Annotated in this window: 25 protein-coding genes; 11 read left to right on the top strand and 14 right to left on the bottom strand. The window is 68.8% G+C overall.

The annotated features are described in order from the left end of the window. Positions 1 to 39 precede the first annotated feature (39 nt). Positions 40 to 2,589 (bottom strand): DEAD/DEAH box helicase, encoded by a 2,550-nt coding sequence (locus tag FHG54_RS04595; protein WP_139416229.1) that lies wholly within the window; start codon positions 2,587 to 2,589, stop codon positions 40 to 42. 310 nt (positions 2,590 to 2,899) lie between these two features. Here FHG54_RS04595 and FHG54_RS04590 point away from each other — a divergent pair, with 310 nt between their 5' ends. Continuing rightward, entirely contained in the window at positions 2,900 to 5,113 is a 2,214-nt protein-coding gene (locus FHG54_RS04590; RefSeq protein WP_139416228.1) for a DUF819 family protein, read from the top strand. On the opposite strand, the gene FHG54_RS04585 is transcribed toward FHG54_RS04590, so the two are convergent. Both FHG54_RS04585 and FHG54_RS04580 read right to left on the bottom strand, forming a co-directional pair. Next, positions 5,067 to 5,429: a hypothetical protein gene (locus FHG54_RS04585; protein WP_139416227.1), complete on the bottom strand. Its 363-nt coding sequence runs from the start codon at positions 5,427 to 5,429 to the stop codon at positions 5,067 to 5,069. The genes FHG54_RS04590 and FHG54_RS04585 overlap by 47 nt on opposite strands. Beyond that, a complete protein-coding gene (locus FHG54_RS04580) occupies positions 5,423 to 5,809 on the bottom strand; it encodes a DUF1353 domain-containing protein (RefSeq protein WP_168197103.1) in 387 nt (128 codons plus the stop codon). Before FHG54_RS04580 ends, FHG54_RS04585 begins: the two co-directional genes overlap by 7 nt. Positions 5,810 to 5,961: 152 nt before the next feature. Here FHG54_RS04580 and FHG54_RS04575 point away from each other — a divergent pair, with 152 nt between their 5' ends. The 3 genes from FHG54_RS04575 to FHG54_RS04565 are packed head-to-tail and all read left to right on the top strand — an operon-like array spanning position 5,962 to position 9,979. Then, positions 5,962 to 8,391, top strand: a complete 2,430-nt coding sequence (locus tag FHG54_RS04575) for a phosphoketolase family protein (protein WP_139416225.1) — start codon at positions 5,962 to 5,964, stop codon at positions 8,389 to 8,391. A gap of 39 nt (positions 8,392 to 8,430) precedes the next feature. Further along, positions 8,431 to 9,369 carry an arginase family protein gene (locus tag FHG54_RS04570; RefSeq protein ID WP_139416224.1) on the top strand — a complete coding sequence of 313 codons (939 nt, stop codon included), beginning with the start codon at positions 8,431 to 8,433 and terminating at the stop codon, positions 9,367 to 9,369. After that, on the top strand, positions 9,362 to 9,979 hold the full coding sequence (locus FHG54_RS04565; protein ID WP_139416223.1) for a GyrI-like domain-containing protein: 618 nt from the start codon (positions 9,362 to 9,364) through the stop codon (positions 9,977 to 9,979). The genes FHG54_RS04570 and FHG54_RS04565 overlap by 8 nt, the downstream gene beginning before the upstream one ends. Here the strand turns inward: FHG54_RS04565 and FHG54_RS04560 are convergent. The 3 genes from FHG54_RS04560 to FHG54_RS04550 all read right to left on the bottom strand — a co-directional run bounded on the left by FHG54_RS04560 (position 9,948) and on the right by FHG54_RS04550 (position 11,312). Next, positions 9,948 to 10,370 (bottom strand): VOC family protein, encoded by a 423-nt coding sequence (locus FHG54_RS04560; RefSeq protein WP_139416222.1) that lies wholly within the window; start codon positions 10,368 to 10,370, stop codon positions 9,948 to 9,950. The genes FHG54_RS04565 and FHG54_RS04560 overlap by 32 nt on opposite strands. A gap of 85 nt (positions 10,371 to 10,455) precedes the next feature. Beyond that, positions 10,456 to 10,929, bottom strand: a complete 474-nt coding sequence (locus FHG54_RS04555) for an SRPBCC family protein (protein ID WP_139416221.1) — start codon at positions 10,927 to 10,929, stop codon at positions 10,456 to 10,458. Further along, complete coding sequence (locus FHG54_RS04550) at positions 10,926 to 11,312, bottom strand: ArsR/SmtB family transcription factor (RefSeq protein ID WP_139416220.1); 387 nt, start codon at positions 11,310 to 11,312, stop codon at positions 10,926 to 10,928. The genes FHG54_RS04555 and FHG54_RS04550 overlap by 4 nt, the downstream gene beginning before the upstream one ends. Positions 11,313 to 11,507: 195 nt before the next feature. Here FHG54_RS04550 and FHG54_RS04545 point away from each other — a divergent pair, with 195 nt between their 5' ends. Further along, complete coding sequence (locus FHG54_RS04545; protein ID WP_139416219.1) at positions 11,508 to 11,921, top strand: VOC family protein; 414 nt, start codon at positions 11,508 to 11,510, stop codon at positions 11,919 to 11,921. A gap of 148 nt (positions 11,922 to 12,069) precedes the next feature. Here FHG54_RS04545 and FHG54_RS04540 read toward each other — a convergent pair whose 3' ends face one another. The 3 genes from FHG54_RS04540 to FHG54_RS04530 form a co-directional block, all read right to left on the bottom strand. After that, positions 12,070 to 12,423 (bottom strand): TFIIB-type zinc ribbon-containing protein, encoded by a 354-nt coding sequence (locus FHG54_RS04540; protein WP_139416218.1) that lies wholly within the window; start codon positions 12,421 to 12,423, stop codon positions 12,070 to 12,072. A 224-nt stretch (positions 12,424 to 12,647) separates the two neighbouring features. Then, positions 12,648 to 12,854, bottom strand: coding sequence for a cold-shock protein (locus FHG54_RS04535; RefSeq protein ID WP_022893778.1), 207 nt, complete (start codon positions 12,852 to 12,854; stop codon positions 12,648 to 12,650). Positions 12,855 to 13,303: 449 nt separating this feature from the next. Then, entirely contained in the window at positions 13,304 to 13,507 is a 204-nt protein-coding gene (locus tag FHG54_RS04530; protein ID WP_022893782.1) for a cold-shock protein, read from the bottom strand. A 367-nt stretch (positions 13,508 to 13,874) separates the two neighbouring features. Between FHG54_RS04530 and FHG54_RS04525 the strand changes: the two genes are divergently transcribed. The 4 genes from FHG54_RS04525 to FHG54_RS04510 all read left to right on the top strand — a co-directional run bounded on the left by FHG54_RS04525 (position 13,875) and on the right by FHG54_RS04510 (position 17,344). Next, positions 13,875 to 14,459, top strand: a complete 585-nt coding sequence (locus tag FHG54_RS04525) for a VanZ family protein (protein WP_139416217.1) — start codon at positions 13,875 to 13,877, stop codon at positions 14,457 to 14,459. Between the two features lie 49 nt (positions 14,460 to 14,508). Further along, positions 14,509 to 15,339 carry a sulfite exporter TauE/SafE family protein gene (locus FHG54_RS04520; RefSeq protein WP_232331411.1) on the top strand — a complete coding sequence of 277 codons (831 nt, stop codon included), beginning with the start codon at positions 14,509 to 14,511 and terminating at the stop codon, positions 15,337 to 15,339. Further along, complete coding sequence (locus tag FHG54_RS16685) at positions 15,329 to 16,117, top strand: NINE protein (protein WP_139416216.1); 789 nt, start codon at positions 15,329 to 15,331, stop codon at positions 16,115 to 16,117. The genes FHG54_RS04520 and FHG54_RS16685 overlap by 11 nt, the downstream gene beginning before the upstream one ends. A gap of 108 nt (positions 16,118 to 16,225) precedes the next feature. Next, on the top strand, positions 16,226 to 17,344 hold the full coding sequence (locus tag FHG54_RS04510; RefSeq protein ID WP_139416215.1) for a carboxylate-amine ligase: 1,119 nt from the start codon (positions 16,226 to 16,228) through the stop codon (positions 17,342 to 17,344). A gap of 26 nt (positions 17,345 to 17,370) precedes the next feature. Here FHG54_RS04510 and FHG54_RS04505 read toward each other — a convergent pair whose 3' ends face one another. The 5 genes from FHG54_RS04505 to FHG54_RS04485 form a co-directional block, all read right to left on the bottom strand. Further along, the gene (locus FHG54_RS04505; RefSeq protein WP_139416214.1) at positions 17,371 to 18,228 is read right to left on the bottom strand and encodes a hypothetical protein; all 858 of its coding nucleotides are present in this window, start codon (positions 18,226 to 18,228) and stop codon (positions 17,371 to 17,373) included. Beyond that, complete coding sequence (locus FHG54_RS04500; protein WP_139416213.1) at positions 18,204 to 18,752, bottom strand: hypothetical protein; 549 nt, start codon at positions 18,750 to 18,752, stop codon at positions 18,204 to 18,206. The genes FHG54_RS04505 and FHG54_RS04500 overlap by 25 nt, the downstream gene beginning before the upstream one ends. Positions 18,753 to 19,106: 354 nt before the next feature. After that, on the bottom strand, positions 19,107 to 19,964 hold the full coding sequence (locus FHG54_RS04495; RefSeq protein WP_139416212.1) for a hypothetical protein: 858 nt from the start codon (positions 19,962 to 19,964) through the stop codon (positions 19,107 to 19,109). After that, on the bottom strand, positions 19,940 to 20,488 hold the full coding sequence (locus tag FHG54_RS04490; RefSeq protein ID WP_139416211.1) for a hypothetical protein: 549 nt from the start codon (positions 20,486 to 20,488) through the stop codon (positions 19,940 to 19,942). Before FHG54_RS04490 ends, FHG54_RS04495 begins: the two co-directional genes overlap by 25 nt. Positions 20,489 to 20,578: 90 nt before the next feature. After that, on the bottom strand, positions 20,579 to 22,282 hold the full coding sequence (locus FHG54_RS04485) for an acyl-CoA dehydrogenase family protein (RefSeq protein ID WP_338025692.1): 1,704 nt from the start codon (positions 22,280 to 22,282) through the stop codon (positions 20,579 to 20,581). 279 nt (positions 22,283 to 22,561) lie between these two features. Between FHG54_RS04485 and FHG54_RS04480 the strand changes: the two genes are divergently transcribed. Together FHG54_RS04480 and FHG54_RS04475 are read left to right on the top strand one after the other, a co-directional pair. After that, complete coding sequence (locus tag FHG54_RS04480) at positions 22,562 to 24,295, top strand: ABC transporter ATP-binding protein (RefSeq protein WP_139416209.1); 1,734 nt, start codon at positions 22,562 to 22,564, stop codon at positions 24,293 to 24,295. Continuing rightward, a complete protein-coding gene (locus FHG54_RS04475) occupies positions 24,292 to 26,571 on the top strand; it encodes an ABC transporter ATP-binding protein (RefSeq protein ID WP_139416208.1) in 2,280 nt (759 codons plus the stop codon). Before FHG54_RS04480 ends, FHG54_RS04475 begins: the two co-directional genes overlap by 4 nt. Positions 26,572 to 26,685: the final 114 nt, after the last annotated feature.

Here is a 26,685-nt window from a genome sequence, read left to right as displayed (position 1 = left end):
GCGCGAACCTGCGCTTCCGGCCAGAGTCGAACGATCTCGTCAGAGCCGAACGATCTCGCTGACGCGCACGACCGCTGCGCCCTCCTCGGCGGAGGCATCGAGATCGACGTCTGCCCTGATTCGCCAGTCATGGTCGCCGGCCGGATCGTCGATCGTCTGCTCGGCCCGCCACATGCCGCTGGCGGCATCCGTCTCGTCGATCGTGACCATGCGCGGCGAGCGGGCCGCCGGCCCGGTGCCGATCTCGTCGTGTTCGGCGTAGTACCGGTCGAGGGCGTCGGGCCAGCCCGCCTCGGGGTCGAGTTCGGCGAGCTCGTCGTCGCGCTCGAGCGCGGCGAGCTGCACGCGCCGGAACAACTCGTTGCGCACGAGCACCGTGAAGGCGCGGCGGTTGCCGACGACCGACGGCGGAGCGGGCGGCACGACCGCCGTCTCGTCTTCAGGCAGGTGGGCGGCAGGGTCGATGAGCTCGTTCCACTCGTCGACGAGGCTCGAGTCGACCTGGCGCACGAGTTCGCCGAGCCACTCGATGATGTCGAGCAGCTCTTCGTCTTTCGCCTCGGTCGGCACGGTCTGGCGGATCGCTCGGAACGCGTCGGAGAGATAGCGCAGCACGAGTCCTTCGCTGCGCGCGAGCTGGTACATGCCGACGTATTCTCCGAACGACATGCTTCGCTCGAACATGTCTCGTACGACCGACTTCGGCGACAGTTCGAAGTCGCGCACCCAGGGCTGGCTCGACGCGAAGACCTCGAACGACTGGGCGAGCAGCTCGTCGAGCGGCTTCGGCCAGGTGACCTCCTCGACGAGCTCCATTCGCTCGTCGTACTCGATGCCCTCCTGCTTCATGCGGCCGATCGCCTCGCCGCGGGCCGTGAACTGCTGCTGCGAGAGGATCGGGCGCGGGTCGTCGAGCGTCGACTCGATGATGCTCACGACGTCGAGGGCGTAGTGGCCGGTGCCGACCGCCCCTGACTCGGCCGGCGGGCCGGCGGGCGCCTCGGGGTCGAGCAGCTCGATCGCGGCGAGCGCGAACGGCGACAGCGGCTGGTTGAGCGCGAAGTTCGGCTGCAGGTCGACGGTGAGCCGCACGATCGGCAGGCCGTCACCTGCCGGCGCCAGCAGCTCGACGACGCCCGCGTCGCGCAGCGTGCGGAAGATGCCGAGCGCCCGCCGGGCGAGCTCGAACTGCCGGGCGCGCGGCTCGTGGTTGTCGAAGACGAGCGAGCGGATGTCGCCGATCACGTCGCCCCCGCGACCGATGACGTTGATGAGCATCGCCGCCGTGAGCTTCATCTGCGGCACGAGCGGCTCGGGTTCCGCCGCGACGAGACGGTCGTACGAACCCTCGCCCCAGGTGATCTGCCCCGCCGGCGCCTTCTTGCGCACGATCTTCTTGCGCTTCTTCGGGTCGTCGCCCGCCCGGCGCACCGCCGTCTCGTTCTCGATCTCGTGCTCTGGTGCGAGCACCACGACCGTTCCCGCGGTGTCGTAGCCGGCCCGCCCCGCCCGCCCCGCGACCTGGTGGAACTCGCGCGCGGTGAGCTGCCGCATCCGCTGCCCGTCGAACTTCGCGAGCGCGGTGATGAGCACTGTGCGAATGGGCACGTTGATGCCGACGCCGAGCGTGTCGGTGCCGCAGATCACGCGCAGCAGACCGCGCTGCGCCAGGGTCTCGACGAGTCGCCGGTACCGCGGCAGCATGCCGGCATGGTGCACGCCGATGCCCGAGCGCACGAGTCGCGACAGGGTCTTGCCGAAGGCCGTGGTGAAGCGGAACCCGCCGATCGCCTCGGCGATCTCGTCGCGCTGCTCGCGGGTGACGACACGGATCGACGACAGCGCCTGCGCCCGTTCCATCGCCGCGGCCTGCGAGAAGTGCACGATGTAGACGGGCGCCTGGCGGGTCTCGATGAGCTCTTCGACCGTCTCCTGTACCGGGGTCTTCGCGTACGAGAAATGCAGCGGCACCGGTCGGTCGACCCCCGTGACGAGCGCGGTCTCCCGGCCCGTGCGCCGCTGCAGGTCGGAGGCGATGGCGGTGACGTCGCCGAGGGTCGCCGACATGAGCACGAACTGCGCCCGGTGGAGCGTGAGCAGCGGCACCTGCCAGGCCCACCCCCGCTCGGGGTCGCCGTAGTAGTGGAACTCGTCCATCACGACCTGGTCGACGTCGGCGCCCGGCCCGTGCCGCAGCGCGAGATTCGCGAGAATCTCGGCGGTGCAGCAGATGATCGGGGCATCCGGATTCACCGAACTGTCGCCCGTGACCATGCCGACGCTGCCCGCGCCGAAGATCTCGACGAGCTGGAAGAACTTCTCGGAGACGAGCGCCTTGATGGGCGCCGTGTAGTAGCTGCGCCCGCCTCTTGCGACGGATGCCGCGTGGGCGGCGACCGCGACGAGCGACTTGCCGGTGCCCGTGGGCGTGGAGAGGATGACGTTCGCGCCCGAGACGATCTCGATGACCGCTTCGTCTTGCGCGGGGTAGAGCGAGAGGCCGCGGCCCTCGGCCCAATCGACGAAGGCGTCGTACATCGCATCGGCGTCGTACGGGCTCGGCGAGAGCTCGGGCAGCGTCAGGGTCATCCGTCGAGTCTGTCACGCGAGCGCGACGCGGCACGTCGGCGCCGTGAAACGGCGTCGGCGCCGTGAAACGGGGGAAGCCGGCCTGCACCTCGCCTTCGAGACTCGGTGCTGACCGGCTATCCAGCCGTCGTTGCCGCGATGACAGTTCCCCCTGCAGCCCGCGGAACGACGACCGGTACCCACACTATGAACGGCGACGGATGCCGCGAATCAGGGCTAACCCTGATCTTCACGCCGGACCAGCACAGGAGACACAGGGCGGTGCGAGGCGCTAGCGTTCGCGGAGACGTACTCGCTCGAGGAGAATCCAATGCGGATCGCACCCAGCCCCACGCCAGACGAATCGGCAGCGACGCCAGAGGAATCGGTGGAGACGACGCCAGACGATGGCGCGGAGTCGCCCGGCGACGTCAGCCGGTCGGCGGAACGCCGTGCAGGGGCATCCGATGGCGGCGGGTTCGACCGCGCCCTCGTCGTGGTGCACGGTATGGGCAACGCGTATCGCAGCCAGATCCTGCTGGAGTGGGCGGAGCCGCTGCTCGGCCGCATGGACTGGCTCGCGCGCGACCGGGTGATCGGCGCAGACGAGCGCCACGGCGTCGAGATCCACGAGTCCGATCTCTCGGGCGACCTGCCGATCATCACGGCGACCGTGCGCTACCCGGGCCCGCGAGCGCAGGCGGCCGGCGCGCCATCCGACGAAGACGACGACGTCGAGCAGAAGATCGCCATCATCGAGGCGCGATGGTCGGAATCGTTCGTGCCGATGAACCGCGGCCAGATCTTCCAATGGGCCGTCGTCTTCATGTGGCGTGCGATCTGGCGCGTGCTCGACCTCTTCGTCGGCACCATGGTGCTCGTGCCCTGGTACACGCTCGTGCAGCACTGGACGAAGGGGCCTGACGAACCCCGGGCGCTGCCGAGGCTCGTCGATCTCGTGATCGACGCGGTCAGGCTCGTCGTCTGCACGATCGCCTTCGCCGTGACCTGGGTGTTCCTCGTGCTGCTCTCGGTGGTGCTGACGCCGATCCTGCCGCTCATCAGCCCGCTCCTGCTCATCCCGTGGTTCAAGAACGCCGCCCAGAGCGTCATCGACGGCATCGTCGAGTCGATCGGCGACGTGGCGGCATGGAAGGAGCGGCCGGTGCGCGCCTCGGCGATGCGACTCGTCGTGCGCGACGCGCTCGCGCGCGCCAAGGAACTCGTCGGCGATGACGGCGACGTGCACCTCTTCGCCCACTCGCAGGGGGCGGCGGTCGCGACCTTCGCGCTCTTCGAAGAGCTCTCGCCGAGCGACTACAACGTCAACCGGCTCACCACGGTGGGCGCGGCGGTCGTGCTGCTCGGCCGGGATCGATGGCTCGGCCGGCCCGACGAGTACCGGCCCGTCGCGAAGTGGATCGAGTGCAACGAGGCCGCGGGCGAGGGGCACGGCGTCACGTGGGCGAACCACTGGGCCATCTGGGATCCGTTCTCGGCCGGCCCCATCGCCGACACCGCGCCGGGCCGCCGTGAACGCTGGCGCAACGCCTACTTCCCCGGCCCCGCCACCGTGATGGGCCCCGAGGAGCACGCCGTGCACAACACGAGCCAGCCATTCCTCGACCACTCCGTCTACTTCGAGAACACGATCCAGGTGGTCGAACCGACGGCCAGGCTCCTGCTCGGCCCCGACTTCCCGGAGGCCCCCGTCGCCGTCACCCAGGTCGAGAACCGGCTCTCGGTCATCGACAAGAAGTCGCTCGGCATCAACATGCTCGCCGCCGTCGCGATCGCCGCGATCCTGCCCGGCCTTCCCGGCGTCTACGCGGCATTCGCGACGCTCGCGAGCTGGGTCGCCGGTGCGATCGGCTTCGTGATCGGCGTCTTCCCGGGCGGCCAGGATGTCGCAGAGGCCGTGCCCGCGGCGATCGCCTCGGCCTCGTTCGTGACCGACCCGAACGGGCTCGGGCCGTGGAGCTGGCTCGTCGCCTCTGGCCTCACGCTCGCCGTGCTGATCTGGCTGAACCAGCGCCTGTCGACGCTCACACGCCGGTCGCGCGAGTGGGACCGGTGCCCCGTCGAGCCGAAGGACTGGCTCGTGCTGAGCTCGATCCCCCGCGCGGCTTATGTCTTCGGTGCCTTCGTCTGCATCTGGCTCGCGATCGCCACCTGGAGCCGGCCCCCGCTCGAGTGGCTGCTCGTGAGCGCCGTGATCCTCCTGATCGTCGCGGTCTTCGTCTTCGTCGAGCCGCTCTACTCACCTGTTCCCGTGGTCGTCGCCGCACGCGCCGGCGACTCCGCCGCGAGCGTCATGGCTGCGGCCGCGATCCCCGCGCCGATGAGGCTCCGCGACGCGGTGCGCACCGACGAGTTCACGAAGGATCTCGCGGCGCGACGCCGGTTGCTCCGCCCGCAGGGCTGGCGTGCCCGGGTCTGGGCCCGATGGTTCCACGACTGGCCGAAGACGGCCGCGCAGGGCCCGACCCCACCGCCGCTCAGCGCAGCGTCGGCCGCCACACCCCGGCCGGGTCGCCGCCGCTGACGAGCTCGACGAACGCCTCGACGAGCCGGAACGGCACGATCGCCGCGAACTGCACGAGCGCGAACGGCCCCAGCCATCCGAGCGAGAACGCCAGCACGAGCTGCGGTGCCGCGAGGCGCCCCCACGCGAGCCCGGCGAGCGCGACGACGGCGAGCAGCACGAGCCACAGCGGGTTCCAGAATGCGGCGACGGATGCCCCGGCCACCACGAGCCCGCCGAGCACCGCCTGCGCGACGAACAGCACGCCGGCGGCGCCGCCGAACTGCCGCTCGCGATCGGCCGAGACCCACGCCCACATCACCGCGGTTCTCAGCACCGGCACCCCCTGCTCGCGGAGCGCCGTGCGGAACACCCGGTCGTCGACGCGGCGCTGCGCGAGGGCGGCCCGCCGGTCGCCGAGCCCGCCGCGACCGCCGAGCGATGGTCGTGCAGGAGCGCCGGCGCCGACTGGCGACCGTAGCTCGCGATGAGGCCCCACAGTGCGCTCGGCACCGAGGCCAGGTCGGAGCCAGCGGCGCCGTCGCCGGCGTCGCCGGGAGAGCTCGCGGCATCCTGTACCGGAACCTCGTAGCGCTGGCCGCCGACCGGATCGAGATAGGCGAACGGCGCGCGCACCTGGAACCGGTGCCCGTCGTCGGGGCGCTGCGCGAGCAGCAGCTCGTCGAGCGGCCGGTCGTCATCGGTGAGGAATGGCATCGAGGCGTCTCCTTCGCTCGTGATGTCGCGAGCACAGAGATCGTCGGGGTGCATCACAGGCTCATCACCACCGACGTTAGCCGCTGCCGCTCCTTCCTCCTCAGCGCGCTTCGACCTAAGCTCGAAACGAAGCCGAGTCGACTGGGGAAGGCATGGCCGAAGCACGCAGGCACGAGGTTCCGCTCGAGGTCGTCGACGCGTGGTGGCGCGCCGCGAACTACCTGAGCGTCGGCCAGATCTACCTGATGGCGAACCCGTTGCTGGCCCGACCACTCGAACCCCGAGACATCAAGCCGCGACTGCTCGGGCATTGGGGCACCTCCCCCGGTCTGAACCTCGTGTATGCCCACCTCAACCGGGCGATCGTCGAGCGGGGCACGCCGACGATCTACGTCTGCGGTCCCGGCCACGGCGGGCCGGCGATGGTCGCGAACACCTGGCTCGACGGCACGTACTCCGAGCTCTTCCCGGCAGTCGGCACCGATGCCGAAGGGATGCGCCGGCTGTTCCGCCAGTTCTCCTTCCCGGGCGGCATCCCCTCTCATGCTGCACCGGAGACACCGGGCTCGATCAACGAGGGCGGCGAGCTCGGCTACTCGCTCATGCACGCGTACGGCGCCGCGCTCGACAATCCGGGCCTCGTCGTCGCCTGCGTGATCGGCGACGGCGAGGCGGAGACCGGTCCGCTCGCGGCGAGCTGGCGCGGGCACTCGTTCCTGAACCCGCTGACGGATGGCGCGGTGCTGCCGATCCTGCACCTGAACGGCTTCAAGATCGCGAACCCGACGCTGCTGGCCCGCATCCCAGAGGCCGAGCTCGTCGACTTCTTCCGAGGCAACGGCTACGAACCGCTGCTCGTCACCGGCGGATTCGACGGCGACGACCCGATGGCCGTGCACGGCCGGCTCGCCGACGCGATCGACGTGGCCTACGCGCGCATCGCCGCGATACGAGCGGATGCCGCGGGAGGCGCGTTCGCCGAGACCGCGCCGCGCCGGCCCGCGATCGTGCTGCGCACGCCGAAGGGCTGGACCGGACCGCGTGTCGTCGACGGCGTGCAGGTCGAGGGCACCTTCCATGCCCACCAGGTACCGCTCGCCGGGGTTCGCGAGAACCCGGAGCATCTCGCGATGCTGGAGGCCTGGCTGCGCTCGTACCGGCCGGAGGAGCTCTTCGACGGCGAGGGACGTGCCGTCGCCACGCTCGACGCACTGCGACCCACCGGTGAGCTGCGCATGAGCGCGAATCGGAGCGCCCGCGTGAACGGCGGCATCGCCCGTCCGCTCGCGCTGCCGCCGCTCGCGCCCCATGCGGTCGATGTCGTCTCCGGCGAGCGCGGCGCCTCGGGCGAAGCCACGAGCGTGTTCGGCTCCTGGCTCGCCGACGTGATGCGCGACAACCCCGCGGACTTCCGCCTCTTCGGCCCCGACGAGGTGAGCTCGAACCGGCTCGGCGCCGTGTTCGAGGTCACCTCGCGGGCATGGGCTGAGGCGATGCATCCGCTCGACGAGCACCTCGCGCGCGAGGGGCGCGTGATCGAGGCACTCAGCGAACACCTCATGCAGGGCCTCCTCGAGGGGTACCTGCTGACCGGGCGACACGGGCTCATCACGAGCTACGAGGCGTTCATCCACATCGTCGATTCGATGTTCAACCAGCACGCGAAGTGGCTCGAGTCGGCATCGCAGGTGCCGTGGCGCGGTGATGTCGCGAGCCTCACCTACCTGCTCTCCTCACATGTGTGGCGCCAGGACCACAACGGCTTCTCGCACCAGGACCCGGGATTCCTGAACGTCGTGGTCAACAAGCAGGCGGAGATCGTGCGGGTCTACCTGCCGCCCGACGCCAACACCCTGCTCGAGGTCATGCGGCACGCCTTCGGCACGCGCAACCGGGTCAACGTCGTCGTGGCGGGCAAGCAGCCGCAACCGCAGTGGCTCTCACCTGCCGAGTCCGCCGCGCACGTCGAGGCCGGTCTCGGCGCGTGGGAGTGGGCGGGTAACGAGTCGGGCTTCGATCAATCGGATGCCGCGGCATCCGAACCCGACGTCGTGATCGCCTGCGCCGGCGACGTGCCGACGACCGAGGCGGTCGCTGCTGCCCAGCTGCTGCGGGAACGTCTGCCCCGACTGCGCGTGAGACTCGTGAACGTCGTCGACCTCATGCGGCTGCAGGATCCGCAGCACCACCCGCATGGGATGCCGAACGAGCGGTTCGACGCGATCTTCACGCGCTCGGCACCTGTGATCTTCGCGTTCCATGGGTATCCGTCGCTCATCCACCAGTTGACCTACCGGCGCACGAACCACGCCAATGTGCATGTGCGCGGCTTCGCGGAACGCGGAACGACCACGACCCCGTTCGACATGCTGCACCTGAACGATCTCGACCGATACCGGCTTGCGCTCGACGTGGTGCACCGGGTGCCCGGCCTCGAGGACCGTGCCGGCATCGGCGAGATCACCGACGAGTGGCACGCCGCCCGCGCGGCCGCCCGCGCCTACGCGTACGAGCACGGTGAGGACCCCGAGTGGATCACGGGCTGGCGTTTCGCGCCGACGCCGGCCGCAGCGAACGGGTAGACGCACCGCGAGGTCGGTGGTGCGCGTGAGACTGTCTGCATGGCCATCGACCTCATCGCCGCTCCGTCGAACCTGGGCCTGCGCCCTCCCGAACCGGGCAGCGTGCCCGGTACCGCGAAAGCCCCCGAGGCGCTGCGCGAGTCCGGGCTCTTCGGGGCGTTCGCACGGCTCGGCGCACGCGATGCGGGCACCGAGCTCGCCGCTCGCTATCGTGCCGCCGTCGAGCCGGGCGCGACCGTGCGCAACGAAACGGCGATCATCGATCACAGTCGACGCCTCGCAGGCCGCATCGACGCCGCCATCGGTGCGGGTCGCACGCCATTCGTGATCGGCGGCGACTGCAGCATCGTGCTCGCGCCGGCGCTCGCCCTGCGGCGTCGCGGCCGATTCGGGCTCGTCTACCTCGACGGTCATGGCGACTTCCGGCATCCGGGCAACAGCGACGAGGTGGGGGCGCTCGGCGGCGAGGCGCTCGCCGCCGCCGTCGGGCTGCATGCGCCGGCGGTCAGCGACCTCGACGGGCTTCGGCCGCTCATACAGCCGCGCGATGCCGTGCAGCTCGGCGCCCGAGACGACGAGGTCGATGCCATCGAGCTCGCCGAGACCCTCGGCGCATTCCTCCCGACCAGCGCGGTGCGCACCGACGGCATCGAGCGCACCGTCGAACGCGTGCGCGCCGTCGTGGCGGCGAGCGATCTCGACGGCTACTGGATCCATCTCGACGTCGACGCACTCGATCCCGAGTACATGCCGGCCGTCGACAGCGTCGATGCCGGCGGTCTCGACCCTGCTGAGCTGGTGGCGCTGCTGCAGGCCCTCGCTCCCGACGCGATCGGGGCCGACGTCGCGATCTTCGACCCCGATCTCGACCCCACGGGCGAGTACGCCGAGTCGCTGACCGCGTTGCTCGAGGCCGGCTTCGCCGAGCTCGGCACCGCTACCGTGGTCAGCACGCGAGGGCAGGAGCGACATGGCTGAGAAGTACGACGTGAAACGCGAGCTGCCCTCGTACACCGCGCCGCGCGGCCGGTTCGAGATCATCGAGGTGCCCGAGCACGCGTACTGCATGGTCGACGGGCACGGCAACCCCAACACCGCCCCCGAGTACGCAGCAGCGGTTGCGGCGCTCTACGCCGTCTCGTACGCCGCCAAGTTCCAGAGCAAGCGCGAGCTCGACCGCGACTACGTCGTCGGGCCGCTCGAGGGGCTGTGGAGCGCCGACGACCCGGCGGCGTTCGTCACCCGCGAGAAGTCGGCCTGGTCGTGGACGATGATGATCTGGCAGCCCGACTGGCTCACCCCAGAGCTTGTCGCCGAGGCGATCGCGAGGGCAATGGCGAAGGCGCCCGCCGCCGGCCACGTGCGCTTCGAACGTCTCGCCGAGGGCAGCTCGGTGCAGACGCTGCACGTCGGCCCCTACGACGACGAAGGGCCGACGCTCGCGCGCCTGCATCACGAGTTCATGCCCGAGCACGGCTTGCGGTTCAACGGCCGTCATCACGAGGTGTACCTCGGCGACCCGCGCCGCGCCGCACCCGAGAAGCTCCGAACGATCCTCAGACAGCCGGTTGCGCGACGCGCGGAATGAGCGGCTCGGCGGCGCGTGCCGCGATCTGCTGCACGGCCCAGGTGTTGCCGTCGGGGTCGGCGAAGCCGAAGAAGGTGCCACCGTCGCGCTCGTCGAAGACGGTGATCTCGCTCGCCTCGACGCCGCGCGAGATCAGTTCGTCACGAGCTGCCGCAGCGTCGGCGACGACGAGCTGCACGCCGTGCAGGGAGCCCGGTGCCATCTCGTTCTGCGACGGCAGCGAGCCGATGACGATCGAGCAGCCGGAGCCGCGGGGGGTGAGTTGCGCGACGTGCATGCGCTCGTTCTCGGTGTCGTGGTCGAGGTCGAAACCGACTTGGTCGCGATAGAACGCGATCGATCGATCGAGGTCGCTCACCGGCACGATGACGACTTCCAGGGTCCAGTCCATGAGGTGCTCCCTTCGAGATGATGTTGGGTCGGATGCCGCGGCGCGGGCCGCCGATGGACGCGGGCGCCGCGGCATCCGCTCGCTCTCAGGCGGCGAGCACACCGTCGAGTCGCTCGTAGCCCTCGCGGACGCCCTGCTCCATGTTGCTCTGGATCATGCCGTCGCGGGCCTCGAGACTCGGGTAGGTCGAGTGGATGCGCAGGAGCGTGCGCCCGTTGCCGAGGTCTTCGAACGCGATCGACTCGATGGCGACGACGTCGGGGAAGCCCTCGTACTCGAAGGTCTGCACGGCGAACTCGTTCTCGCGCACCGAGTGGAAGGTGCCGTTGAAGGCGTACTCCTCACCGTCGGGGTCGATGTGCAGGTAGCGGTAGCCGCCCTGCGGCACGAAGTCCCACCGGTCGACGCGCATCTCATAGCCGTTCGGGCCGAGCCAGCGCGTGACGAGGTCGGGGTCGCGGTGCGCGTTGAAGACGGCGGCGACGGATGCATCGAACTCGCGCTCGATCTCGACGAAGGGCAGGCCTTCGGGGGCGGTGATGGTGACGGGGTTCGTCATGATGGGGTCTCTTCTCGTGTGCGGCCGGTCGTGGTGCCGGCATCTTCGGTACGGTCTTCGGCGAGCAGCGCGTCCAACGAACGGAACTGCTGCTCGTGGATCAGCCGGTATCGGTCGATCCACGCGGTGAGGGCTTCGAGCTGGGCCGCGTCGAGGTGCACGGGTCGGCGCTGCGCGTCGCGTGTTCTCGTGACGAGCCCCGCGTGCTCGAGCACCTGGATGTGCTTCGAGACGGCCTGCTTGGTGATCGCGAACGGTTCTGCGAGCTCATTGACCGTGGCCGGCCCCCGGCTCAGGCGGGCGATGATGCCGCGGCGCACCGGGTCGGCCAGCGCCATGAAGGCGCGGTCGAGGCGGTCATCTGCGCTCGGATCGAGAATCATTGCCGGCTAACCAACCTATTCATTGATCAACCATTTAGTTGATAACAACGTAGGACGGGCAGCGGGCGATGTCAAGCACTGGTTCTGATCTGCTCGGCGGTCGGCGCCGGCGGTTGGTCCCCGGGGTTGCCGCCCGGGCTTCGATCGACGAGTATCGGCCCCGACGACGCACCTCGAGATCGAAAGGGTCGCACCATGGTCACGCTCAACCCGTACCTCAACTTCCCCGGCAACGCGAAGGAGGCGATGGAGTTCTACCGGTCGGTGTTCGGCGGCGAACTCACGACGAGCACCTTCGCCGAGGGCGGCCAGGCCGACGACCCCGCCGATGCCGACAAGGTCATGCACGGCCAACTCGAGGCGCCGGGCGGACTCGTGCTGATGGGCGCCGACTCCCCGAGCGCGATGGGAGACCCCGGCACGGGCGGGCCGATCTCGGTCTCACTCTCTGGCGGAGCCGACGACGATGCCACCCTTCGCGGGTACTGGGAGACGCTCCTCGCGAGCGGCTCGCAGATCGTGCCACTCGAGGTCGCCCCGTGGGGCGACGCGTTCGGCATGTGCACCGATCGCTACGGCGTCACGTGGCTCGTCAACATCGCCGCCTGACCCACCGCCACCACACCACCCCACTTTTCTCAGGAGATTTTCGTGGCGATCCGCGTGATCGGTCGAAAATTTCCTGAGAAGAGGGGTGTTTTCAGCACTCGTTCCTGAGAACGGTGGGGGAGCTGAGAAGCGGTGTGAGAGCGCGTGATCAGTCGAAGAGCTCGGAGAGCCAGCTCTCCTTCTTCTTCTTGCGGTAGCCCTGGTTGCCGCGGTTGTCGTACCCACGGTCGTCGTACCCGCGGTTGTCGTACCCACGGTTGTCGTAGGGCTGCTGGTAGGCCGGCTGCCCGTATGCGGGGGCCGGCGGCTGGGCAGCAGCAGCGGCCGGCGCCGCCGGAGCGCCCGGCGCTGCCGGTGCGGCGAACTCCCGCGCCGCGCGATCGATGATCTTGTCGAGCTCGCCCCGGTCGAGCCACACCCCGCGACACGTCGGGCAGTAGTCGATCTCGATGCCGCTGCGCTCGCTCATCACGAGCACGGTTCCGTCACTGGGGCACTGCATGGGGCTCCTCCTTCGGGGCCGACCGGGAACGATCGGCAGTCGTCTTCGACGAGCCTACGGAACGAGTCTTTGAAGAAGCTCGGCATCGGCCGGCGCCGTGAAACGCAGCGAGCGGATGCCGCGGCGCCCGACCTCACGAAGAGGCGGCTGCCGCGGCATCCGCTCGTGGATCGGGTGCCGACGCGCACAGCGCACCGACACCCGATCGAAAGGGATGCGAGAACTTACGAAATGACCGTGATGTTCTCAGCCTGCAGACCCTTGGGGCCGCGGGCGGTCTCGAATTCGACCTTCTGGTTCTCCTCGAGCGAGCGGTAGCCGCCCGATGCGATCGCGCTGAAGTGCGCGAAGACGTCGGCCGAGCCGTCGTCAGGAGCGATGAAGCCGAAGCCCTTGTCGGCGTTGAACCACTTGACGGTTCCGGTTGCCATATTTCTTTTCCTTCTGTAAAGCCGAGCCGCCGAAGCGACTGCGACGTGCACGACCTCAGGTCGCGCAGGGTTCCGACGGCGACGTCCGCCGCCGGAAGTTCATGATGCCCACCACTCGGGAGGGACGCGGAAGACTCGTCTCGTCGGTGTTCGATGAGACGGCGATGGCGCTCCGCTTGATGTCAGCTGAACCGGTGCGGGGCTTCGTCGCCTGCGTCGCACCGAATGCTTCGGCGTGAGTGATGTCTACTTCGTCCCGACTGGTCGTCGGCTTCCCAGCCGTGTCACGCGAGGAAGGAACCCCGCTGCAGATGACTCGACTCTACCCCACTCGCATGTACAGCCACTGGGAACCGGACAAACGAGCGGACGCGGGCCGGACGGTGCGAGACATGACGAACGCCCCCGCAGCGTGCGCTGCGGGGGCGTTCGAGTGCTGCCGCCGTGGCCTAGAGGCCGCGGATGTTCTCGGCCTGCAGACCCTTCGGGCCCTGTGCGACCTCGAATTCGACCTTCTGGCCCTCTTCGAGCGAACGGTAGCCGTTGCCCGAGATGGCGCTGAAGTGCGCGAAGACGTCGGCCGAGCCGTCGTCGGGAGCGATGAAGCCGAAGCCCTTTTCGGCGTTGAACCACTTGACGGTTCCGGTTGCCATACTGCTGTCCTTCTGTCCTATGGGCTGCAAGTGCGAGCCCGATGCGACCGACGGTCGATCGCTGCCCCGCACGGCGGGTTGCCGACGGAGCGGGGGCGAGGGGCGGGTGTGCGCTCTGGCATCCGCCGTCTCGTATCGGGTCATGCCACGCGGATCGGTCCGCCTCCGGGCAATCAGATGGAGGCACGGGCGAGTGCCCGCTTGATGGAGGAATCAGTGAACATACCCTATCGGGTGACGCTCAGCTTCACACGGTACGCGACCGAATCGTGACATGGGAAGACCGTTCCGGCGATTTTCGTCATGATCGGGTCGATTTCGGCAAGGTGCCAGCGCACTTGCAGCGAACGGGTGGAGAATCGGGGGCATGAACCGCCGCCCCCTCGGTATCGTCGCCGCTGCGTATGCAGGCGCGGTGCTCTGGGTGACGATCGGCCCGGCACCGTGGCGCACCGCCGGGTACCAGCTCGACGGCGGCATCCTGAACCCCGAAGCCTGGGTCTCCCCGCTCACCTGGACGACCGGCTACATCACCGAGATCGCCTTCAACGTGGCGATCTTCGTGCCCGTCGGCGTGCTCGCAGCACTGCTCATCTCCCGCCGGCTCTGGCCCCTCGCCATGCTCGCCGGCCTCGGATTCACCACGCTGATCGAACTCGTGCAGTTGCCAGAGCCCACGCGCGTCTCCGACCCGCGCGACCTCGTCATGAACGCCGCAGGCGCCGTGCTCGGCGTGCTCATCGTGGTGTTCGCCCGCGAGGTGCGTCGCGCCGGCCTCGTCGCGGCCTCACTGGCCGATCCGACTTCGGCCGCGCTGGCCGATCCGACTTCGGCCTCGCTGCCCGATCCGACTTCGGCCTCGCTGCCCGGCACCGTCGCAGACGGCGCGCCGACGCCCGAGCCGACGCCCACGCCTGCGCTCACCACCGCCCACGTCGACAAGGCCGCATAGGCGGCGGCGAGATCGTCGGCCCCACCGGGAGCGCCAGTACAGTGGGCGGGTGACCTCTGCCGACCCGACTGCCGCCGAGACCGCCGGGCAGCGCGCCGGCTGGGTGCGCCTCGCCGTCATCGGCCTGGTCGGGGGATTGCTCTCAGGGGCGTTCGGCGTCGGCGGCGGCATCATCATGGTGCCGCTCTTCATGATGCTCGCCGGCATGGACCAGCGCCGCGCATCGGCGACCTCGCTCGCCGCGATCGTGCCCACCGCCATCGTCGGCTCGATCACGTACTTCGTGAACGGCGAGGTCGAACTGATCCCTGCGCTGTTCGTCGCCGCGGGCGGCATCATCGGCTCGTGGGTCGGCGCCAGGCTGCTGCGGCGCCTGCCGCTCGGCTGGTTGCGCTGGATGTTCATCGCCCTCATCGTCGCGGTCGCCGTGCGCATGCTGCTCTTCGTGCCCGAACGCGCGGGTGCTCCCCTCGACCTCGATGCGCTCACCATCATCGGCATGGTGGTCCTCGGGTTCGTCGTCGGCGTGGCATCCGGACTCTTCGGCATCGGCGGCGGGCTCGTCATGGTGCCCGCGTTCATGCTGTTCTTCGGCATGAGCGACCTCGCTGCCAAGGGCACGTCGCTCGCAGTGATGATTCCCACGGCGATCAGCGGCACGCTCACGAACGCCCGCGGAGGCGTGGTCGACCTGCGCGCGGGCATCATCGCGGGCATCGCGGCGACCGTCGCCTCGTTCGGCGGCGTCGCCCTTGCACACCTGATGTCACCCGAGGTGTCAGCCTGGCTGTTCGCGGCCCTCGTGGTGTTCGCCGCGGCGCAGCTCTCGGTGCGCGCCGTTCGACTGCACAAGAAGGAGAGGAGCGAACGTGTCGCTTGAGGCCGGTTGGTACGACGACGAAGCGGATGCCGCGCTGCTGCGGTATTGGGACGGCACCGCCTGGAGCCCGCACACTGCACCGAGACCAGCGGATGCCGCGCCGAACCCGCTGCCCGCTGCGGCGGGTGCGAGCGCGGCTCCGAGCGCTCCGCTGACCCCGCCCGCGCCTGCGGCGCCCGCGGCCCAGACGCCCCCGGCGTTCGACGACATCGACGAATCGACGAGCGTCCGCCCTCCCCGTTCGCAGGCTGCGCCCGCTGCTCAAGCTCCGGCCGCCTTTCCTCCGCAGCCCGCGGCACCGGCCGCCTTCCCTCCGCCGCCCGCCGCCCCTCCCGCGGCGTCCGGCGAGTTGCCGTCGTACACGCTGCCCGCCCCGCCCGGATACACCCTGCAGGAGCAGACGACGGCGCCGCTCCCGCCCGAGTACGGCGCGACATCCGGCCCGCAGTTCTCCTACGACCCATATCGCACCGCCGGCCGCACCTTCATCGCGACGTGGTTGTTCGCGATGCTGCTCGGCTACTGGGGCGCCGACCGTTTCTATCTCGGCAAGTTCGGCACCGCGATCGCGAAGCTCCTGACGCTCGGCGGACTCGGCGTCTGGGTGCTCGTCGACCTGCTGCTCGTGCTCACGGGTTCGCAGCGCGACCGCGACGGGCGCCCCCTCGAGGGATACGACGAGCACAAGCGCACCGCGTGGATCGTGACGGGCGCCCTCGTCGGCCTCGGCATGCTCATCGGCATCGTGTCGAGCGTCGTGAGCCTGATCGTGCGCTGACTCGGTTCGCGCCCGCTCGCACGGTCGAACCGCACGCGTTACCCCTTGACAGTGCTCTCAGACGTGACGAGAGTTCGAGCGTCAGCATCGTGTTCAGGGAGGACGGCGATGGCGGCGGAATCGACCTTCGGTATCGAGGAGGAGTTCGTCTTCCTCGACCGCGACACGCTGCGACCGGCGGATGTCGCGGCCGGCGCGTTCCACCGCCTTGCGGCTCGTCCGGCGTGGGCGCCGATCACGCATCGCGAGTTCCTCGCATCGCAGGTCGAACACGCCTCAGCGGTCTTCACCACGACTGAGGAGGCGCTCACCTCGCTCGCGTCGTTCCGCCGCGAGCTCGCCGAAATGGCGGCTCGGCTCGGCGTGACGATCGCCAGCGTCGGGTCGCCGCCCGACGCACACGAGTTCCCCACCATCAGCGAACTGCCGCGGTATCTCCACATCCTCGACGACATGAGCGGAGTCATCGCCGACCATCAGATCCAGGGACTGCACGTGCACGTGGGCGTGGCCGACCGCGATGCCGGGGTGCGCGCGCTCAATGCGACACGAACCTGGCTCCCGCTCCTCTCCGCCATGACCGGCAACTCTCCCATCTGGCGCGGGCACGACACCGGGTTCGAGAGTTGGCGCAACGTCACGCAACGACGGTGGACCACGACCGGGTGCCCGCCAGTGTTCCGCGACGGCGCTGACTACGATCAGCGTCTCGGACGATTGCTCGGCGTGGGCGGCATGAAGGATCGGGCGATCATCATGTGGTTCGCGCGGCTCTCACCGCACCTGCCGACCATCGAACTGCGGGTCGCCGATGCGCAGCTCGCGGCCTGGTCGGCGGTGCTCGTCGCCGCGCTGTACCGTGCCCTCGTCGCGTGCGTGGTCGATGACGGGCTGGACCGTACCTCAGCAGTGCAGCCGACCGCCGCGACGGCGCCCGGACCGGAGTTGTTGAACGCATCCCTCATGCATTCAGCGCGCTGGGGCTTGCGCGGAAACGTACTCGATCCCGTGCTCGCCGAGCTGCGGCCTGCGGCCGAGACGGTGGCGAGAAGCATCCTCCTGCTGACGCCCGCACTCGAAGCGGCCGGCGATCTCGATTTCGTGAACGACGGCATCGCGCGGCTGTTGCGCGAGGGCACCGGGGCCACACGACAGCGCGCCGCCTTTGCGGAGCAAGGCAACGCGGGATTGCTCGCGCTCTACGAGTCGACGTTCGCGGCGGGATAGCGTCGAGGGCCGGCTTTCTGGACTGTTCAGCAGCCGGGGCCGGAGGGGTTGGTGTTGCAGTCGCCGTTCGTCAGCACCGTATCGAACTCGCCGACGAGCACCCGCTGCGGATCACCAGCGACGGCGAGCGTGCCCGCGATCGACTGCCAACCCGAGCCCGCGAAACGATACTCCGCACGCAACACGACCTCGAGCGCGACCGTGTACTCGCCCGACTCGGCATAGACATGACTCGTGCCCGTGACACTGAACTCACGCTGCCCGAGCACCGCCCAGGTCGCACCCGGGGAGCCGCTCTCGACCACGGCACCATCACTGTGCAACCACCGGAACCCGACCGGCGTGAACCGAACATCGGCAGGCTGGCCCAGCAACATGCCCGACACCACCTGCACGGATGCCACAGCCACGAAGTTCGCCGGAAGATCCTCCACCGCCCAGCCACCCGGCTCCATCTCGCTACCCGGCCCCGCCGGCACGAACGACGCAATATCGCGCAACGTCACGACCACACCCGGAACCGGCGCCGCCGGATCCGCCGGAAGCGCGGGCTCGAACAAGCAACTCGCCGGATCGATTGGGCTGCACAAGTCATCGCCCGCTCCGAGTACCGGCTCGGCCTGCTCCTCGGGCATATCGATGTCGGATTCCTGCTCTGAATCCGGGCCAGCAACCGGCCGTAAGGTTGTGTCACCGCCCTCAGCGACAAGCTCGAGGATTACGTCGCCGGGCCCCAGACTCGACGACACCTCGCATCCGAGCGCTGCAGCAGCGTCTGAGCATGAATCGGTTGCGGCCGCAGCGCCAGCAACAACTGAGCACACCAAAGCCACCGCCATGGCCGTGCCCGCGCCTGCACTCAGCAGAAATCTTCGCCCTGCCATTTTTCCACCCGATCGACGATTAGGACACTGGCCTCGTCCGCGCTGGAAACGAGGAAGACATGAGAGGGCACACGATTCTGACGATCTGATGGCGTTATGTCACTGGAGTCTGGACCCAGTACTCGAACGCTGGTCAAATCCCTGCAGAGATAGATCGACACTTCGGCGCTATCGTCTGCTTCCGATCGATCGACGAGCGAGACGGTGTCGATGGTGCTGTCTCCGATCGTGCGTGCACCGGCCGAACGAAACGCTTCAAACTCCTCGGCGAGTGTGACCGCATATGTTGCAGTTACGAAAGGCACAATCCGCTCTGGCGCCGCGCCGCCTTCAGCGAGAATCATTGCCGAGGTCGTTCGGTACTGGTCGTAGGCCGATTCCGCCGCCGCGAGGGCCTCCTCGTCGGTGGCGAAGATCGGCTCGGCGGCATCCGCTGACGGGGCCGGGGAGGCCGCAGGGTCGCCGCCCGTGCATCCGCTCAGCAGCACCGCGACCGCGCAGGCCGCAGCGAGCGCGGCGGCCACGCCCCGACGAGGTCGCGACACCGGACGCAGTAGGGGCATGGCGAATACCCTAGGCGAGCCGACGATCGACGAACCCGGTTATCCACAGGCACATGAGTCGACTGCCGACCGGAAGGTCGCCCATCGCCACGCCGGCGGCTTCGAACGGTCGGAGCCTTCCGGTGTTTCGGCCATGCCCCATTTCACCCCCGGAGATGCGCGGCGAGGGTTTCGAGAGCTTCGGATTCGGTATGCCAGTTCCGCCTCATCGGTGAGGTGTGAAGTCTCAAGGCCATACCGATGAGGCGGAACTGGCATACGCGTGTGCGCCGGACATCGTCGCGTTCAACCGACGCGCATCGCCACCCGCACCGTTCAGCAGCCGGGGCCGGAGGGGTTGGTGTTGCAGTCGCCGTTCGTCAGCACCGTGTCGAACTCGCCGACGAGCACCCGCTGCGGATCACCAGCGACGGCGAGCGTGCCCGCGATCGACCGCCAACCCGAGCCCGCGAAACGATACTCCGCACGCAACACCACCTCGAGCGCGACCGTGTACTCGCCCGACTCGGCATAGACATGACTCGTGCCCGTGACACTGAACTCACGCTGCCCGAGCACCGCCCAGGTCGCACCCGGGGAGCCGCTCTCGACCACGGCACCATCACTGTGCATCCACCGGAACCCGACCGGCGTGAACCGAACATCGGCAGGCTGGCCCAGCAACATGCCCGACACCACCTGCACGGATGCCACAGCCACGAAGTTCGCCGGAAGATCCTCCACCGCCCAGCCACCCGGCTCCATCTCGCTACCCGGCCCCGCCGGCACGAACGACGCAATATCGCGCAACGTCACGACCACACCCGGAACCGCCGCCGCCGGATCCGCCGGAAGCGCGGGCTCGAACAAGCAACTCGCCGGATCGATTGGGCTGCACAAGTCATCGCCCGCTCCGAGTACCGGCTCGGGTTGCTCCTCGGACATATCGATGTCGGATTCCTGCTCTGAATCCGGGCCAGCACCCGGTCCTATGGTTGTGTCACCGCCCTCAGTGACGAGCTCGAGGATTACGTCGCCGGGTCCCAGACTCGACGACACCTCGCATCCGAGCGCTGCAGCAGCGTCTGAGCATGAATCGGTAGCGGCCGCAGCGCCAGCAACAACTGAGCACACCAAAGCCACCGCCATGGCCGTGCCCGCGCCTGCACTCAGCAGAAATCTTCGCCCTGCCATTTTTCCACCCGATCGACGATTAGGACACTGGCCTCGTCCGCGCTGGAAACGAGGAAGACATGAGAGGGCACACGATTCTGACGATCTGATGGCGTTATGTCACTGGAGTCCGGACCCAGTACTCGAACGCTGGTCAAATCCCTGCAGAGATAGATCGACACTTCGGCGCTATCGTCTGCTTCCGATCGATCGACGAGCGAGACGGTGTCGATGGTGCTGTCTCCGATCGTGCGTGCACCGGCCGAACGAAACGCTTCAAACTCCTCGGCGAGTGTGACCGCATATGTTGCAGTTACGAAAGGCGCAATCCGCTCTGGCGCCGCGCCACCTTCAGCGAGAATCATTGCCGAGGTCGTTCGGTACTGGTCGTAGCCAGATTCCGCCGCCGCGAGGGCCTCCTCGTCGGTGGCGAAGATCGGCTCGGCGGCATCCGCTGACGGGCTCGGCGAGGCGGCAGGGGCGCCGCCCGTGCATCCGCTCAGCAGCACCGCGACCGCGCAGGCCGCAGCGAGCGCGGCGGCCACGCCCCGACGAGGTCGCGACACCGGACGAAGAAGGGGCATGGCGAATACCCTAGGCGAGCCGACGATCGACGAACCCGGTTATCCACAGCCTCACGCCCGCGCGAGGATCGCCCCGACGTCGACCCCGCGAGGCAGCACGCCGTACTGCGCACCGCCCTCGCCTCCGAGCCGCGAGCGCACGAACGCCTCGGCGACCGGCGCCGGCGAATACCGCAGCATCAACGAGCCCTGCAGCACGAGCGCCAGCCGCTCGGTGAGTTCACGGGCGACGGATGCCGCGGCATCCGGGCTCATCGTCGAGGTCTCGCGCACGAGGGCGACCGCTGCCGCGAGCGCCTCGTCGAACACGCCGCTCGCACCGGCCGCGGCGCCCACCTCGGCGAAGAACGCCTCGAACGCCTGGGGTTCCCGCGCGAGCACGCGCAGCACGTCGAGGGCGATGACGTTGCCCGAACCCTCCCAGATGGCGAGCAGCGGCTGCTCGCGGTACCGCCGGGCGAGCGGAAACGCCTCGGTGTATCCGTTGCCGCCGAGGCACTCGAGCGCTTCGGCCGCGTGCCCCGCGCCGCGCTTGCACACCCAGTACTTCGAGACCGCCGTCGCCAGTCGCCGGAACGCCTGCTCCGCGTCATCCGCATCGACGTCGTAGGCACGCGCGAGCCGCATCGACGTGAGCGTTGCCGCCTCCGACTCGAGCGCCAGGTCGGCCACGACCGCGGCCATCGCCGGCTGGTCGACGAGCAGTGCGCCGAACGCACGCCGGTGCCGCACATGCCACGCGGCTTCAGCGACCGCCTGCCGCATGCCCGCCGACGAGCCGATCACGCAGTCGAGCCGCGTGCGCGTGACCATCTGCACGATCGCCGCGACCCCGCGACCCTCTTCGCCGACGAGCCAGCCCGTCGTTCCGTCGAGCTCGATCTCGCTCGAGGCGTTGGACCGGTTGCCGAGCTTGTCCTTCAGCCGCTGGATGCGGAACACGTTGCGCGAGCCGTCGGGCAGCACCCGCGGCACGAAGAAGCAGCTGAGCCCGTGCTGCGCCCGCGCGAGCACGAAGAACGCGTCGCTCATCGGCGCGCTGGCGAACCACTTGTGCCCGGTCAGTCCGTACTCGGCGCCCCACGATCCGGGGCCGCCGCCGGAGCCGCCACCCGAGCCGCCGCCGCGCCGCTCCGCGCGCGTCGTGTTGGCCTGCACGTCGGAACCGCCCTGCTTCTCGGTCATCGCCATGCCGATGAGCGCCGACGACTTCGGAGGCGCGGCGCCGCCGCCACCGCCACCGCCGAGCGCAGGGTCGTACGAGCGGCTCAGCAGTCGCGGCATCCATTCGCTCTGCAGACCGGATGCCGCGAGCTCGAGTGTCGGCACCGCCGCATGCGTCATCGAGATCGGGCAGGCGTGCCCCGGTTCGACCTGCGCGAAGAGCAGGAACGCCGCCGCCCGATCGACGTTCGCTCCGGGCCCGGGCGCAGCGGCGGCACTCGTGTGCGCACCCGCCGCGACCGCCGCCCCGAGGACCCGGTGATACGCGTCGTCGTACTCGACCTCGTCGACGCGCCGGCCCCACCGGTCGAACGCCTGCAGCACCGGCGGATGCGTGTTCGCCCGATCGGCGTCGCGCTGGAATGCGGCCGAGCCCACGAGCCCGCCGACGTCGGCGAGCGAGCGAGCGGATGCCTCGGCGCCGCCGCGCCCCCATCGCGCGACCGCCTCGACGAGCGGCGCGTTCGACGTGTACTCGTCGACGCCCTCGCGCGCCGGAACCTGGTTCTCGACCTCGTGCGTGCTGATCATCATCGACCTCCGCCGCCATTCTCGCCTGAACGGCAAACGGCTGGTCGACGAAGATTTCGCCCTCGGTGAACGCGGGCGTCGGATGCCCCGATCACGCTTGCGTCACCCTGCCGGCCGTGTGAGGCTGAAACGCTGCAATGTCGTACGGGGGTGCGACCATGCAGATCGAACGCAGGGCGCCGCAGCCTTCGTCGACGCCATGCGCGCAAGAACGCGCCGCGGTGCGCGGCATCCGTTCGGTTCACCGACCTCTCACTGACTCCGCACGATGGAGACGCAATGCTCGGAAAAATCCTCGTCCGCTACCTCAAACCCTACAAGTGGCTGCTGCTCGGCGTGCTGGTGTTCCAGTTCGCCTCGGCGATCGCCACGTTCAATCTGCCGAGCCTCAACGCGTCGATCATCGACGAGGGCGTCGCCAAGGGCGACACCGCGTTCATCTGGTCGACCGGCTCGCTGATGCTGGTCATCTCGCTCGGGCAGATCACCGCGTCGATCATCGCCACCTTCTTCGCAGCCAAGGCCGCGATGAAGGCCGGCCGCGACATCCGCGACGACGTGTTCGAGCGCGTCTCGACGTTCTCCGAACGCGAGGTCTCGGTCTTCGGGCCCGGTTCGCTCATCACCCGCAACACCAACGACGTGCAGCAGGTGCAGATGCTCGCGATGATGGGCGCCACGTTCCTCGTGACCGCGCCGATCCTCGCGATCGGCGGCATCATCATGGCGTTGCAGCAAGACGTCGGGTTGTCGTGGATCATCGCCGTCGCGGTGCCCACGCTGCTCATCGTCGCGGTGCTCATCATCGGCCGCATGGTGCCGCTGTTCCGCAGCTACCAGGCGAAGCTCGACAACGTGAACCGCATCATGCGCGAGCAGCTCACCGGCATCCGCGTGGTGCGGGCGTTCGTGCGCGAGCCGATCGAAGAGGAGCGCTTCCGCGGCGCGAACACCGACATCCTCGTCGTCGGCCGCAAGGTCGGTTCGCTCTTCGTGCTGCTCTTCCCGCTCTTCATGCTGATCCTGAACGTCACCGTCGTCGGCGTCGTCTGGTTCGGCGCGATCGAGGTCGATGCGGGCACCGTGCAGATCGGCACCCTGTTCGCGTTCATGCAGTACGTCATGCTCATCCTCACCGGCGTGCTCATGGCGAGCTTCATGACGATGATGATTCCGCGTGCGGCGGTGTCGGCCGAGCGCATCGGCGAAGTGCTCGATTCAGAGACCTCGCTCGTTCGGCCCGAGAACGCGGTGAGCGTGTTCCCGACGCCAGGCGCGGTCGAGTTCGCGAACACCGAGTTCACCTACCCCGGTGCGCAGCACCCGGTGCTGAGCGGCATCACCTTCTCGGCGGCACCGGGTGAGACCGTGGCGATCGTCGGGTCCACGGGCGCCGGAAAGACGACGCTCATCTCGCTGATCCCCCGTCTCTTCGACGTCACCGGCGGCTCCGTCAAGGTCAACGGCGTCGACGTGCGCGAGGCCGACCTCGAGCACCTGTGGTCGACGATCGGCCTCGTACCCCAGCGGCCGTTCCTCTTCACGGGCACCATCGCGACCAACCTGCGGTTCGGGCGCGAAGACGCCACCGACGAAGAGCTGTGGCACGCGCTCGAGATCGCACAGGGCCGCGACTTCGTCGAGGAGATGGAAGGCGGCCTCGACGCGAAGATCTCGCAGGGCGGCACCAACGTGTCGGGCGGCCAGCGCCAGCGGCTCGCGATCGCCCGCGCGATCGTGCACAACCCCGGCATCCTCGTCTTCGACGACTCGTTCTCGGCGCTCGACCTCACCACCGACGCAAGACTCAGACAAGCACTCTGGAGGGAGTTGCCGGAAGTGACGAAGATCGTCGTCGCGCAACGGGTGTCCACCATCACCGACGCCGACCGCATCATCGTGCTCGATGACGGCGGAATGGTCGGGGTCGGCACGCACGAGCAGCTGCTCGAGTCGTCGACCACCTACCGCGAGATCGTCGAAAGCCAGCTCGGAGTGGAGGCCGGCGCATGAGCACCGATTCCAAACTCACCGCAGACGAACAGCTCGAGATCGAGCTCGGCGAGCAGGCCCGCATCAACGCCGACGACTGGAGCGGCGGCGTCGCCCCGGGCAAGCCGAAGAACTTCGGGCAGAGCTTCGGCCGGCTCATCGGCCTGCTGAAGCCGCACGCGTTCGCCTTCGTGTTCGTGTCGATCCTCGGCGCCCTCGGCGTCGTGCTCACGGTGCTCGCACCGAAGGTGCTCGGCGAGGCGACGAACATCATCTTCGAGGGCGTCGCATCGGCCGGCCTCGCCGGGCAGTTCCCGCCCGGCACCTCGCAGGAGCAGGTCGTCGAAGCACTGCGGGCCGCCGGCCAGACCGACTTCGCGAACATGATCGCCGCGATGGAGAACTTCGCGGTCGGTGCGGGCGTCGACTTCGTGGCACTCAGCCAGGTCATCGTGGCCGTGCTCGGTCTGTACTTCGCGGCATCCGTGCTCACCTGGCTGCAGGGCTACGTGATCAACATCATCATGGTGAGGACCATGTGGCGCCTGCGCGAGTCGGTCGAGGCGAAGATCAACCGCCTGCCGCTCAGCTACTTCGACAAGGTGCAGCGCGGCGAGCTGATCTCCCGGGTCACGAACGACATCGACAACATCACGCAGGCCATGCAGCAGTCGCTGTCGACGGCCCTCACCTCGGTGCTGACCGTCATCGGCGTGATGATCATGATGTTCTCGATCTCGTGGCAGCTCGCGCTCGTCGCGCTCGTCTCGCTGCCGCTCATGGCCGTGATCTTCGGCATCATCGGGCCGAAGTCGCAGAAGGCCTTCGGCATCCAGTGGCGCAAGGTCGGCCGCCTGAACGCACGGGTCGAGGAGTCGTTCTCGGGCCACGCGCTCGTCAAGGTGTTCGGCCGCGAAGAGACCTCGCGCGAGGCCTTCAAGAAGGAGAACCACGAACTCTACGAGGCCTCGTTCAAGGCGCAGTTCCTGTCGGGCATCATCATGCCGGGCATGATGTTCATCGGAAACCTCACCTACGTCGGCATCGCGGTGCTCGGCGGGCTGATGGTCACCACCGGCCAGCTGCGTCTCGGCGACGTGCAGGCGTTCATCCAGTACTCGCAGCAGTTCACCCAGCCCCTCTCGGAGCTGGGCGGCATGGCCGCGGTCGTGCAGTCGGGCACCGCCTCGGCGGAGCGCGTCTTCGAGCTGCTCGACTCCGACGAGCAAGAGCCCGATGCAGCGGATGCCCCGGCGCCCGTCGACGGCGACGGCACGATCGAGTTCGAGCACGTGTCGTTCTCGTATCACCCCGATCGCCCGCTGATCACCGACCTGTCGTTCCGGGTGGAGCCGGGCCAGACGGTCGCGATCGTGGGCCCGACGGGCGCGGGCAAGACGACGCTCGTGAACCTCATCATGCGGTTCTACGAGCTCGACGGCGGTCGCATCCTGCTCAACGGGCAGAGCATCGCGGAGCTGTCGCGGCACGACGTGCGGTCGCGCACGGGCATGGTGCTGCAGGATCCGTGGCTGTTCGCGGGCACCATTCGCGAGAACATCCGGTACGGTCGCCAGACGGCGACCGACGACGAGGTGCTCGCGGCGGCGCAGGCGACGTACGTCGACCGCTTCGTGCACTCGCTGCCCGACGGGTACGACACCGTGCTCGATGAAGACGCGTCGAACGTCTCGGCCGGCGAGAAGCAGCTCATCACGATCGCTCGCGCGTTCGTGGCGCAGCCGTCGGTGCTGATCCTCGACGAGGCGACCTCATCGGTCGACACCCGCACCGAGCTCCTGCTGCAGCACGCCATGGCGGCGCTGCGGGAGGGCCGCACCTCGTTCGTGATCGCGCACCGTCTGTCGACGATCCGCGACGCCGACCTCATTCTCGTGATGGAACACGGCGACATCGTCGAGAAGGGCAACCACGAACAGCTCATCGCTGCGAAGGGCGCGTACTACCGCCTGTACAACTCGCAGTTCGAGCAGGCCGCAATCGACATCGAGGCCGAGGAGGCACTCGGCGACGACACGGTCATCACGTCAGACGGCGAACGCGAGGCGGCCGAGACGGCGCTGGTCGACGCGACGCTCGCTGCCGGAGCGGTGGCAGCGCCGGGCATCGGTGCCGGCCTCGGCGGTCTCGCCGAGGCGGAAGCGATGGCCGAACGCCCCGATGGGCCGGCCGACGAGGCCGGGCCGCGTTCGGAGCCCGGTTCGGAGCGTGGTTCGAAGCGTGGTTCGAAGCGTGGCACGGAGCCCGGTTCGGAGCGTGGCACCTCGAAGAGCTAGCTCTCCCGGTTCGCCTCGACTGCCCGTCGGATGCCTCAGCTGAGGTATCCGGCGGGCAGTCGGCGTTTGGAGCGGGGCACTCCGGCACTCCGGCACTTCGGCACTTCGGCACTT

Source organism: Agromyces laixinhei, assembly GCF_006337065.1.
Lineage (GTDB): Bacteria > Actinomycetota > Actinomycetes > Actinomycetales > Microbacteriaceae > Agromyces > Agromyces laixinhei.
This window is presented reverse-complemented; position numbering and strand designations above follow the sequence as displayed.